Genomic DNA, 12751 nt, shown 5'->3' on the forward strand with positions numbered 1-12751 from the left:
GGAGACAGCATGACCCACGGCGTAATAATCAGTAACGCCCCTCGCCTCCCACCCGACGAGCGCCGCGTCGGCGCGGTTCCCAAAGTCCGGCTCTATGTCGAGCAGCGCAAAGAAGAAAACTGGTTCGTGCACGTCGGTCACGTGACCGAACGCGGGCGCTGGCGCACCGAGCCGCACGCGCATCCGGGCTACGGACAATTGATCTTCGTGCGCAACGGCTGCGGCGTGATGAATCTCGAAGGCCGCAGCGTGGCGTTTGAAGGCCCCTGCGCGCTGATCGTGCCCACCGACTGCATCCACGGACTCGACTACAAGGTCGATGTCGACCGCTGGGTCGTCACGATCGAAGTGTCCTGGCTCACACAGGTCAACGCGAAGCTGCGCGAGTTCATCGCACTCTGGTCCGCGCCGTGCATGATTCCGTTCGTTCATTGCGGCGATGCCGCCAACGAAATCTACGCCATCGTTCAGCGCCTGAAACACGAAATCGAAACGAATGCGGTCGGCCAGATCGCGGGCACCGAAGCCTTGCTCACGATGCTGCTGCTGACGCTGATTCGCACCGCGCGCCTCGAACCGGCCACGCACGACAGCATGCCGCGCCACGACGTGCGCCTCGTCGAGCGTTTTCGCAAACTGATCGACGAGCATTACCGCAGCAATCTGCCGCTTCAGGACTACGCGTCGATGCTCGCGGTTTCGCTGGTGCAATTGCGCGCCGCGTGCGCCTCCGCGAAAGAAAAGAGCCCGACTAAAATGATTCACGCGCGCATTATTACCGAAGCGAAGCGCGAACTCATTTTCGGCGATATGTCGGTCGAGCAGATTGCGTTCTGGCTCGGCTTCGCGGATGCCGCCTATTTCACGCGCTTCTTTCGCCGCGAAGTCGGACAGACGCCCAGTCAGTTTCGAACCGAAGCACGGCGCTGATGTCGAAGCGCGGGTGACGCGCGGCAGGGCCACGTTCATCGCCTCACAGCCGGAACTGCGCGACGCAACCGACCAGATTGTCGGCCTGCTGTTTCAGGCTCTCGGCGGCAGCGGCGCTTTCTTCGACCAGCGCCGCGTTTTGCTGCGTGCTCTGATCCATCTGGCTGACCGCTTCGCCGACCTGTCCGACGCCCGCGCTTTGTTCCCCGCTCGCGTGGCTGATCTCGGCGACCAGCACGCTCAATCGCTGAATCGCCTCGACGACCTGCGTCATCGTCGCGCCCGCTTCGTCGACGAGCGCGCTGCCGCGATCGACGCGATCCACACTCGACACGATCAACGCGCGAATCTCGTGCGCCGCCTGCGCGCTGCGTTTGGCGAGCGAGCGCACCTCGGTCGCCACGACTGCGAACCCGCGCCCCTGCTCGCCGGCGCGCGCCGCTTCCACTGCCGCGTTCAGCGCGAGAATATTGGTTTGCGCCGCGATGTCGTTGACGATGCCGATAATCTCGCCAATCTTGCGCGAGCCCTCGTTGATGCCCTTCATCGTCTCGACGATCGCGCCCACCACGCTGCCGCCCTGCACGGCGATCGACGACGCGCCCGTTGCAAGCTCGCTCGCCTCAAGCGCATTCGCGGCGTTCTGCTTGACCGTCGCGCTCAACTGCTCCATCGAGGCCGCGGTTTCCTGTAGCGCGCTCGCCTGCTCCTCGGTGCGCTGGCTCAGATACGCGTTGCCGGACGCGATTTGCGCCGAACCGGTCGCAATGGCGTCGCTGCTCATCCGCACCTGCTCGACGATGCCCGCGAGCGAACCCGTCATCGCGCGCATCGCGGCCATGAGGCTGTCGTTGTCGCCGGGACGCACATGAAAGTCGACGTCGAGATTGCCCCGCGATATCTGGCGCGCGGCTTCGCACGCGTCGTCGGGTTCGCCGCCGAGCTTGCGCGTGATGGCCTGCGAGAATTTCAGCGCGGCGGCAATGCCCGCGAGCACGATGATCGCCATGACGCTCACGCTTTCGAGCATGGCGCGCGTTTGCTCGGCTTTCGCCCGGCCGATGGCGGCGGCGGTCTGCGCGACGATCGCTTCGCCGGATTCGCGCAAGGTAATGGCGGAATCGCGATCGAGGCCGTCGATCGCCCGGTCGCCCACGGCGATATCGAAGCCCGACGCTTCGAACTTGCCGAGCGCCGCGCGAAACGCCACGCCCATCTGCTTGTGCAACACGTTGAAGCGTTCGATCTTCTCGCGCGCCTCGCCGGGCGGCAATGCCTGCGCGAGCTTTTCCGTGGTGTCCTGCGCCGCCGCTTCGTACTTCTCGAACGCCCCCCAGTACTTCTGGAAGTGCGCCGGGTCCTTGCCGCGCACCAGAATATCCTTGCCGTTTTGCACCTGGTTCTTGAACGCGACCAGCGCCTCGTCGACCGCGCGGGCCTGCGCGTCGTCGACCGAAACGAGCCGCTCATAGGTGTGCGCGGCGCGGTTCATCTGCAACACGCCAAACAGCCCCGCGCCCGCGGCGACCAGCAGCGCGGCGCCCAATGCCAACGGCAGTTGATGGACCAGTTTCATGCTTGCCGTTCGCCGGATCGCGGTGCGCGGCGAGCGAGCCGTCGCGCAGGACGCATGTCGATGTCGTTCATAACGGGCGCGATTACAGGCCGCGGGACTTGAGAAGCGCATCGAGGCGCGGATACACACGGCGCGCGTTGCCTTCGAAAATCGCGTGACGGTCGGCATCGCTCAGCGCGTCGCAGGCGTCGACGTAGCGCTTGGTGTCGTCGAAATACTCGCCGGTATCCGGATCGCGGCCGCGCACGGCGCCGATCATTTCCGAACCGAACAGCACGTTGCTCGTCGGCACGACCTTGGTGAGCAATTCAACGCCCGGATGGTGATACACGCAGGTGTCGAAGAAGATGTTGTTCAGCAGACCTTCGAGCGGGCGATCCATCATTTCCAGCGACATGCCGCGATAACGACCCCAGTGATACGGCACCGCGCCGCCGCCGTGCGGAATCACGAGACGCAGCGTCGGGAAATCCTTGAATACGTTGCCTTGCAGCAGTTGCATGAAGACCGAGGTATCGGCGTTCAGATAATGCGCGCCGGTGCCGTGATGGCAGGCGTTGCACGACGCGGCCACGTGAATCATGGCGGGCACGTCGAGATCGCAGAGCGCTTCGTAAAGCGGATACCATTCGCGGTCCGTCATCGGCTTGCCGGTCCAGTAACCGCCGCTCGGATCCGGATTCAGATTGCAGCCGACAAAACCCATTTCCTCGACGCAGCGGCGCAGTTCGGCGACGGAGTTCTTCGGCGGCGCGAGCGGCGATTGCGGCAGCTGGCAGACCGGCACGAAGTTGTCCGGATAGATATCGCAGACGCGGCGCACGAGGTTGTTCGACACTTCGGCCCATTCGAGGCTGGTGCGCTCGTTGCCGAGGTGATGGCTCATCAGGCCGGCGATCGGCGAGAACAGCGTGAGGTCGCCGCCGCGCTCTTTTTGCAGGCGCAACTGGCCGTTGCCGACGCCTTCGCGGATTTCGTCGTCGCTCACGTGCGCGCCCGAAAGCGGCGGTGCGTTGGCCGGGTCGTTGGCGGCGGCGATCTGCTTCGCGCGCCAGTCGCGGAACGAAGCGGGAACGGTCGTGAAGTGACCGTGGCAATCGATGATCATGTTGGGTTCCATCCGGAAATCAAACGCAGCGTTTCCGAGTATTGAATGAGTTCGAGTGTGAGTCAGCCAGTGGCTAAAGAAACCGCCGGCACCGCGCGCGCGCTCACCGCCCCCGCTTCCAGCTGTTCGGCAATCTCTTCGAGGCACGACAGCATGCGCCGCGCGCCGGGCGTCAAGCCGCGATTGCGATTCCACAGCACGCCGGCGGGCCGCAGCAGCCGCGGCAGCCGCAAGGGCAGCGTGTGAAAAGGCTGGGCCGCGTCGCCGCCGGGCGTGCCCGCCATCACGGCGATGAAGTCGGAAATTTGCAGTTGCACGCGCGCGACATGCATCGAAAGCGTCTCGATGTAGTTGTTCGTCAGCGGCACGTCATGCGCTTCGAGCGCGCGTTCCAGCGGATCGCGCAATATCGAACCGGGCGGCGGCAAGATCCACGGAAAGGGGCGCAGATCCGACCAGTTCAACTGCTTTTTGCGCGCAAGCGGATGGTGGCGGCCGACCATCAGCGTCACGGGTTCCTCGAGCAGCTCCCGCTCTTCGAAACTGCCGAGCGTATCGGGCGGCGGCAAGCGGCCCACCACGAGATCGAGATGGCCTTGCCAGAGTTCGGGCAGCAGCGACGCCGTCGTGCCTTCGGTCACCATCACGTTGGTGCCCGGCGAACGCTGCTTGAGCAGGCTCAGCGCCTGCGGCAGCAACACCGAGGCCGAAGCCGGCAACATGCCGATATGGATCTTGCCTTCAGTGCCGGAACTCAACGCCTTCAGTTCGTCGCGAGTCTGATTCAGATTGGTCAGCAGTTCGCGCGCGTGGCGGATCAGGCAATCGCCGTACTGGGTGGGCACGAGCGCGCGCGCCGTGCGCGTGAACAGCGTGAGGCCGAGCCCGCGTTCGAGTTCGGCAAGGGACTTGGAAATGGCTGGCACCGTCACGTTCGTGACGTCGGCGACCTGAGTCAGATTGCGATAAGTGTCGATCGCCACGAGCAGGCGCAGATGCCGCGCCTTCAGGTTGGTCTGCAGGTACGAGTCGAGAGCGGACACGTCATGGACCTCAGCAATGTCACCGGTGCGTTAAAACGAGGCCCGTGGCCTTCGGCGGCGCGATGCCTGTGAGTCGCTTCTTCATCATTCCCATTCCTCTCTTTATTGTCGATTTTCGTCGGCGCCGGACCGATCGCATTGCCGGCCATCGCCTCCCAGTCCCCTGGGTCGACGATGGCCGCGTTGAATCGCGGACCGATCAGAAGTGGATTTCCGCCACGAACATCGGGACCGAGGTCTGCGTCGTGCCCGGCTGTTCCGAAGAGCGCGTGCCGTACATGTTGTGCCAGTATTCGTAACCGAGACCCATGTAGGCCGTGCGCGGATGACCGACGAAGGAACCGACGTCCGCCAGCAGATAGGCGCGCGTCAGGAATTCCGTCGTGGTCTCCACGCCGAAGCCATCGCGGCCCTTCGGCCCGGTGACGCTGGCGAAACCCTTGAATACCAGCGGCACGGGACCGAGACGGAACGCGTAGAGCCACGAACTTTCGAGGTGAACCGCCGGGTTGAAATGCACCTCGACATTCGTGATGCCGTCGTGATTGCTCTCGGTGCGCACGCCGAGCGTGACGTTCCAGAAGCCATTCGGAATCGCGAAGTCGATGGTCGGCCCGACCACCACCATGCGAGCCCGTTCGGCGTAGGCGTCGTTCTTGGTGCCGAATTCATAGCCCACGGTCAGCCCGAAATCGCGCATGACGCCATACGAAAACGGCCGGCCGAAAATCTTGCTCGCGCTGAACGTGACGCGGCCGACGCTATAGACTTCCTGCGCGCCGCCCGAACCTGCCGTCGCATAACCGTAGGCATTGGTCGGTCCCGCTTCCGGGTTCGCCATGCTGGAGACGAGGTAGTCCACGTTGAACGCGTAGCTGCCGTACTTGAAGCCGCCCGTGGTCGTCAGATAGCCGATGTTCTGCGTGATCTTCGCCGGCGCGCCGGATGCCGTTCGCACGCCGGGATAGTAGAAGTTGGTGCCCACGCGATAGCCGATATACGTGTCGTTCCACGAGGTCGGCGGCGTGTAGAGGCTCGGCGGCGGCGAGAGCGGCGCAGTCACCGTGCTGGCCTGGGAGAGCGTCAGAGGCGCGGCGCTGGAGATCGAACCGCCTGCCTGGGCGACCTGGGTTGCGCTCGATGAATTCGATGAATTCGATATGCTCGATGCAGTCGATGCGCCTGCTGACGGATCTGCTGCATGAGCGGCCCCCGCACCAGCCAGCAAGCCGACGAAAGCCACACCCAACATCGGCATGCGGGTAGCGTTTGATTTTTTCATGTCTCCTTCCATATTTGTCGATATGCAAGACGCGGTCGATTTTCGACTCGATTTTTCGCACCGTCGGCCACGCGTTCCGTGAAGTTTCGTGAATCGCGTTAGTCAAAGCCGGGCTGCGGTGATAGGCAATTTAAGCGATAGCAGCGTGGTTGCCTTTACACAAAAGTGATTTTCGCTGGCACTTTTTAGCGATCTGAAGGGGCATTCGGGTAAGTCTGGATTCGCGAAGGCGCCCATATTTCAGGCTATTTCAAGGCATTTTTTCAATTAATCAGGAATCCGATGCTATGGCGTCGATAAGAACGCGATGAAAACAAAAAGGCACCGTGCCTGAGCACGGTGCCTTTGCGGTTTAAAACTTCAGTGCGTTCTTATTGACGGGGAATATACAGCGGCATCGAGTCTTCCCACAGCGTGTCGGTAATCGCATGACGATCGCTGCCGTCCGCATTCATCACCCAGTTCTGGCCGTCGGGCTGGAACGTGTCGTCGTAGAGCGAGAGCTCGTCGCGGAAGCCATATTCACCCGAGCTGTACGCAATGCGGCCGTCCCACGTCCAGGTCGCGTGCGCCTGATTCGAACCCGGCGTCGTGACGCGCTGCACGTCGGAGCCATCCGGATGAATCGTGTACACGTCGTAATGGAACTTGTTCGGATCGGTCGGATTGACTTCCTTGCGCGTGAACACGATCCGCTGGCCGTCCGGCGACCAGCCGGGCAGATTGTCCGGCTCGGTGGTCAGCACCGTGGTCTTGTGCGTCGCGAGGTCGAGGATCCGCAGGCCCTTGTCCGTCTCGCTCCACACGCGGTAGACGATGCGCGTGCCGTCCGGCGAATAGCTCGGGAAGCCCGCGTTCTCCTTGCCGTCGGTCAGCACTTCCGGCTTGCCGTTCATGCTGCCGTCGGCCTTGATGCGCATGATGCGGCCCGGCATGTGATCGCGCGTGAAGAACCAGCCGCCCACGCCGAACGCCACCCATTGCTTGTCCGGCGACCACGTCGGCTGGAACGCGCCCGCGAGACCCATCTGAATCAACTTCGGATCGAGACCGCTGGTGGCCGGGTCGTAGATATGGCGCGCGTCGCTGAAGTCGGCATTCGACACCACGATCGACGAACCCACCGCCTTCTCCGTGTACACGAGCGACTTGCCGTCACGCGAGAGTTGCGGGAAGACATCGACGAAACGGTAGTTCCATTGCGGATCGAAGCTGTAAAGCGGCGTGCCGTTCGGATGGAACGGTTTTGCATACACCACTTTCTCGTAGACGACCTTCTTGCCGTCGGCCGAGTAATGCGGCGAGCGAATGCCGCTGCCCGCCGTCACGCGCGACTGGCCGCTCGTCGTGTAGAGGCCTTCCTGCGGGCCGTTCTTGATGTGCCACGCGACGTCGTTCGCGCCCACGTACTGCGGGAACACCTTGAAGCCCGGCGAACTCGTCAGCTCCTTGCGCTCGCCCGTCGCCACGTCGACCTGCACGATCTGCGTCTCGACCTTGCCGATGGCTTCGGGACGGTGTGCGCCCCAGGTCGATTCGACCGGCGTTTCGTAGAACACGACGTGCTTGCTGTCCTGCGACCACGACGGCGAACCTTCGGTATAGCCGGCGCGCGCGGAAATCTGCTTGAAGCCCGTACCATCCGGATGGATTTCGTAGATGCTGCCTTCCTGGGTGCGCTCCCACCCGACCGGCAGGTTGTGCCCGCGCCATTCGCTGCCGATATCCGACGACAGCGCAATCCACTTGCCATCCGGCGACCACGAAGGACGGAAGAAGCTGTGCGGCTTGTCCGGATCGAACTTGATGTTGCCGGTCACGTTATGCAGCGCGCCGGTCTTGATGTTGAGCGTCCAGATATTCGTGGTGCCCCACGTATTCTTGCCGCGGCGCGAGGAAACGAACGCGATGACATTCGAATCGGTCGGATTGAAGACCGCGGCGTCGCTGATGCCGGTCCAGTCGGTCAGGCGCTGCAGGCCCGTGCCGTCCACCCGCACGCGGTACAGGCTCGCATGGCCGAGGCCGTCGCGCTCGGACGTAAAGACGACCCACTTGCCGTCCGCCGAGAATGCACCGTGATAGTCGAAACCATCGGACTGAATGAGCCGATGTTCGTCGCTGGCGTCGGCATTGGCGACGTAGAGTTCGGAGGTGGTGGGGCCGATCCGGTAAATCAACAGGTCGCCTTTGGTCGTCGTCGCGGGTTCCGCTGCGTGAGCGAGCGCGACGGCGGTGGCAAGAGAAAGGCAAGTCAGGATTTTCGTTTTCAACTGAAGCGAAGAACGCACAGTACTAGTCTCCATTTTTTATCAGCGTCACAGCAAAGCGCAAACCGCCAGGCTGATAGGAAGATAGGCCCGAGGCGCGGACTTGTCCCTATACAAATTGCAGATTCGCTGGCACTTTTTGGGAACGGGCGTTGCGCGGCGGGGCCTGCCGAATCGGCTGGAAAATCCGCCGGGCGGGCGTTCCGGGGCGTGCAGGCGCATGCCCCGCGACGGTGCGGCGCGCGGGCAAGCCGCCGATGCTGGTACTTTGGTGCGGCCGGTGCGCCGCGCGCGCTTTCAGCAGGGCGAAGGCTGCGCCTGCGGGCTGAGCGCCCGGAGCACGTCGAGAACGATCCGGTCGAGCGGCGTATCCGGCCCGACGATCCGCGCCACGCCCGCCGCGAGCAGGGCCTCGCGATGCGCTTCGGGCACGATGCCGCCGAGCACGAGCGGCGCGTCGCAGCGATGCGCCCGCAACGCGTCGAGGAGTGTCGGCACCAGCGCGCCATGTGCGCCCGCCAGCGTCGATACGCCGACGATGTCGGGATCGCACGCGTGCGCCCACGCGGCCACCTCTTGCGGTGTCGTAAACAGCGGCCCGAGGCGCACATCGAAGCCCGCATCCGCGAGCCCGGCCGCCACCACGCGCACGCCGCGGTCGTGGCCGTCGAGGCCCAGCTTCGCGAGCGCCATGCGCGGCGCGCGCCCTTGCAACGCGGTCCACTGCGCCACGGCGTGGCGCGCCGCGTTCCACGCCGCATCGTCGCCGCGCGCCGCCGCGTAGATCTGCGCCTCGCTCGCGAGCGCCCGGTGCCAGCGCGGCCACACCCGTTCCAGCGCCGCCGTGCATTCGCCCACGCTCGCGCGGGCGCGCATGGCGTCGATCGTCAAGGCCAGCAGATTGCCCTCGCCCGTGCGCGCGCCATGCGTGAGCGCATCGAGCGCAGCGCGCACGCGGGCGGCATCGCGACTCGCACGTAACTGGCGCAGTCGGTCGATCTGCACGGCGCGCACCACGCGTGCGTCGACGTCGAGCCATTCGCTGTCCGTGGGCGGCGCCGCGCGATCGCGGTTCACGCCGACGATCACCTGCTCGCCCGAGTCGATGCGCGCCTGGGTTTGCGTCGCCGCGCGATGAAGTTGCGCCTGCACCCAACCCGACTCGATCGTGCCGATCACGCCGCCCTGCGCGTCGATGTCGGCGAGCCTCGCCTTCACGGCGTCGATCGTGCGCGCGGTCAGCGCTTCGACCATATACGCGCCGCCCAGCGGATCGGCCGTCTCGCACAAGCCCATTTCGTGCTGAAGCATCCGCTGGGTGTCGCGCGCCAGCGTCGCCGCGGCCTCGCCGGGCAGCGAGAGCGCTTCGTCCCAGGCGTTCGTATGCAGCGACTGCGTGCCGCCGAGCACGGCCGCCAGCGCTTCGATCGTCGTGCGCACGATGTTGTTGTGCGCATGCTGGGCGTGCAGGCTGGAGCCCGCCGTCTGGCAATGCATGCGCAACTGCGCCGCGCGTGCCGAACGCGCGCCCAGCGAACGCGCCAGCTCCGCCCACAACACGCGCGCCGCGCGCAGCTTCGCGATCTCGCCGAAGAAGTCCGGGCCCACGGCGAAAAAGAAACTCAATTGCGCGCAGACGCGATCGGCATCCGCGCCTGCATCGACGAGCCGCAGCACATATTCGCGCGCGTTCGCGAGCGTGAGCGCCAGCTCCAGCACGCCGTCCGCGCCCGCTTCCTGCAGGTGATAACCCGACACCGACATCGCGTTGAATTGCGGCAGATGCGCGAGCACGTGCTGCACCACATCCGTCGCGATGCGCATCGACGGTTGCGGCGCGAAGATCCACGTGTTGCGCGCCATGAACTCCTTGAGGATGTCGTTCTGGATCGTCCCGCGCAGGCGCTCAGCGGCGACGCCGGACTCCTCCGCCGCCACGATAAAGGCCGCGAGCACGGGCAACACCGCGCCGCTCATCGTCATCGAAACGGAGACTTCGTCGAGCGCGATGCCCTCGAACAAGCGCTTCATATCCTCGACCGAATCGATCGCGACGCCCGCCATGCCAACATCACCGCCGATTGATTCGTCATCCGAATCATGTCCGCGATGCGTCGGTAAATCGAACGCAACCGACAAGCCGCGCGCGCCGCTTTCTATCGCACGCCGATAGGCGAGATTCGTCGCGCTCGCGTCGGCGTAGCCCGCGTATTGGCGGATGGTCCACGGCCGCTGCGCGTACATCGCCGCGTGGATGCCGCGCACGAACGGGAACTCGCCGGGGCGCGCATCGAGCCACGGCACATCGGGCAGATCGGCGCGCGTGTAGAGCGGCTTGCGCGGCACGGAAAAGGCGTCATTCATGCGGATTTGTCATGCGGAATCATTCGTGCGACCAGCGCTTGTGCGTCACGACGTCGGCGATTCGCATGCCGTCCGCCGCGCGGGAAATGGCGCACCAGTGCGAGAGCCCCGCGTGATCCGCGTGACGCGCGCCGAACGCGAGCACGAGCTTGTCGCCGACATTCGCGTTGCCGTAGAACGCCATCTCGCGCTCGACGAGCGAAGGCGGCGCCGTGTGCTGCGTCGAGCGCCAATGCCACTCGGCGCGGTCGACCATCGACTGGAAACTCGCGAAATACAGCAGATGCGCGCCGTTGAAATCGAGCGTCGGGCACGGCAGATAGTCGACCACGTGCTCGACCGCGTGCGCGTTCCGGTCAAGGCGTCCGTGCTGCGTCCATTCGCCTGCGCGAAGCCGCCTGCTTTGTTCGAGCATGGCTTGCGCGGCGGCGGGCGGCGGCGCGGTCGTGACCGGCAGGCGATCGAACGAAGCCTTGCAGACCGAGCGGTTGTCGCCGCTCGACGCGCGCCGCACGAAGGTCGATAGCATCTCGACCTTCGCAATCGCGCTCTCGGTCGTGAACACGCGAAACTCGCCGAAGTGACGCGCGCCTGCAATGCGGCGCACGTCGGCCTCGATGGCGAAGCGCTGGTTCTCGCTCACGTCTTCCAGCCGCGCCTCGCGCACGCGTATCGCCGTGAACGCGGCGTAGGACTTGCGGCCCGCGTCGTCGTAGAAGTCGGGCGCGGCGAGGCGCACCTGATCCGCGAGACCGTTCCAGTGCAATTGCCCGCAGGTGCGCAACAGCCATTGCTCGGACAGCCCGGAAAAAGCCAGCTCGGGCATGCCCGCGAGATAGTGCGTGCGGCCTGGCGCGGGCGGCTTCGCGGGCGCAACGTCACGCCGCGCGCGCATCGGGCCGCGCCAGCTCGACAATACGATCGGCCAGAAACGCGGCGTCGCGCGCGATGCCGGAGAAGCGGCCCGAACCCCACGTATGCAGCCACGGCAGGCCCAGAAAATAGAGTCCTTCCTGCGCGGTGACGCCGCGCGCGTGGCCTGGATAGCCGCGCCCGTTGAAGATCGGCAGATCGACCCAGCTGAAGTCCGGACGAAAGCCGATGCACCAGACGATGCTGCCGATCCCGCTCGACGCGAGATCGAGCGCGCTGCGCTCCGCCTGCGGTTCCCACACGGCGCGATAGACCTCGCCCGGCGGCGCATCGATGCCCTTCTGCGCGATAAACTTGTCGATCGACGCGTTGATGCGGTTATAGGTTTCGTCGGCGCTATCGAGATTCGCGCGCAGATTCGGCCTGAAACGCAGCGCGCCATCGACGTAATCGTCGAGCGCGCCATAGAGCGCCATGCCCTCGCTCGCGAACTTGCGCAGGTCGATATCGCGGCCGCCGTCGCGGCCCGTCACATAGTGATTGGTGTTGTCGCGCACGCCTTCGCGCAACGGATGCGCTTCCACGGGCATGTCGTAATACTTCATGTCCGCGAGCCAGTCGACCACGTCGCGGCCGCGATAGAAACGCGCGCAACGCGGCGCTTCGCCGACCGCGAGCACGACCTTGCGTCCGGCCAGATGCAGATCCTCCGCGATCTGCGCGCCCGACTGCCCCGAGCCGACCACGAGCACCGCGCCTTCGGGCAGCGCGCCCGCATTGCGATATTCCGACGACTGGATCTGCACGACCGACGACGGCAGACGCTCGGCCATGCGCGGCACGATCGGCGTGTGATAACCGCCCGCGGCCACCACGACCTGATCGGCGCTCAGCGTGCCCGCGCTCGTCTGCACGACGAAGCCGCCCTGCGCGCGCCGCGTCACGCGCGTGACCGCCACGCCTTCGCGCACCGGCGCGTCGACGTGCTGCACGAAACCGTCGAGCCACGCGATGATCTCGTCCTTCTTCATGAAGCCATGCGGATCGTCGCCGCGATACGGATAATCGGGCAGCGCGCATTGCCAGTTCGGCGTGACGAGACAGAACGCGTCCCAGCGCTGTTCGCGCCACGTATGCGTAACCGTGTGTTTTTCGAGCATGACATGATCGATGCCGTACTGCTTGAGGCAATAGCTCATCGACAGACCGGCCTGACCGCCGCCCACCACGACGACGCTCACATGCTCGTCGCAAAGGGGCGTCGACGTCGGGGCGGACGTGGCCGCGTGCGTCTGGGTGGACATG

At 65.0% G+C, this 12751-nt stretch carries 9 protein-coding genes; 1 reads left to right on the top strand and 8 read right to left on the bottom strand.

Annotated elements, in window-relative coordinates; genetic code table 11:
- Positions 1-9 precede the first annotated feature (9 nt).
- Positions 10-930 carry a helix-turn-helix domain-containing protein gene (locus G5S35_RS33280; protein ID WP_183040583.1) on the top strand — a complete coding sequence of 307 codons (921 nt, stop codon included), beginning with the start codon at positions 10-12 and terminating at the stop codon, positions 928-930.
- 43 nt (positions 931-973) lie between these two features.
- Here the strand turns inward: G5S35_RS33280 and G5S35_RS40115 are convergent, their stop codons facing one another.
- From G5S35_RS40115 to G5S35_RS33320, 8 genes are all read right to left on the bottom strand, one after another.
- Positions 974-2506, bottom strand: coding sequence for a methyl-accepting chemotaxis protein (locus G5S35_RS40115; protein ID WP_074987808.1), 1533 nt, complete (start codon positions 2504-2506; stop codon positions 974-976).
- 82 nt (positions 2507-2588) lie between these two features.
- Complete coding sequence (locus tag G5S35_RS33290) at positions 2589-3614, bottom strand: amidohydrolase family protein (RefSeq protein WP_074986271.1); 1026 nt, start codon at positions 3612-3614, stop codon at positions 2589-2591.
- A gap of 62 nt (positions 3615-3676) precedes the next feature.
- Positions 3677-4657 (bottom strand): LysR substrate-binding domain-containing protein, encoded by a 981-nt coding sequence (locus tag G5S35_RS33295; RefSeq protein WP_074987495.1) that lies wholly within the window; start codon positions 4655-4657, stop codon positions 3677-3679.
- Between the two features lie 199 nt (positions 4658-4856).
- On the bottom strand, positions 4857-5939 hold the full coding sequence (locus tag G5S35_RS33300) for a hypothetical protein (RefSeq protein WP_231957542.1): 1083 nt from the start codon (positions 5937-5939) through the stop codon (positions 4857-4859).
- 371 nt (positions 5940-6310) lie between these two features.
- A complete protein-coding gene (locus G5S35_RS33305; protein ID WP_183040584.1) occupies positions 6311-8230 on the bottom strand; it encodes a PD40 domain-containing protein in 1920 nt (639 codons plus the stop codon).
- A 276-nt stretch (positions 8231-8506) separates the two neighbouring features.
- On the bottom strand, positions 8507-10573 hold the full coding sequence (gene scpA / locus G5S35_RS33310) for a methylmalonyl-CoA mutase (protein ID WP_183040585.1): 2067 nt from the start codon (positions 10571-10573) through the stop codon (positions 8507-8509).
- Positions 10574-10592: 19 nt separating this feature from the next.
- The gene (locus G5S35_RS33315) at positions 10593-11468 is read right to left on the bottom strand and encodes a Pnap_2097 family protein (protein ID WP_065059868.1); all 876 of its coding nucleotides are present in this window, start codon (positions 11466-11468) and stop codon (positions 10593-10595) included.
- The gene (locus G5S35_RS33320) at positions 11452-12750 is read right to left on the bottom strand and encodes an MSMEG_0569 family flavin-dependent oxidoreductase (RefSeq protein ID WP_183040586.1); all 1299 of its coding nucleotides are present in this window, start codon (positions 12748-12750) and stop codon (positions 11452-11454) included. Before G5S35_RS33320 ends, G5S35_RS33315 begins: the two co-directional genes overlap by 17 nt.
- Between the last annotated feature and the right edge of the window lies 1 nt (position 12751).

Origin of the sequence: Paraburkholderia tropica, assembly GCF_014171495.1 — a bacterium.
In the GTDB taxonomy this organism is placed as follows: domain Bacteria; phylum Pseudomonadota; class Gammaproteobacteria; order Burkholderiales; family Burkholderiaceae; genus Paraburkholderia; species Paraburkholderia tropica.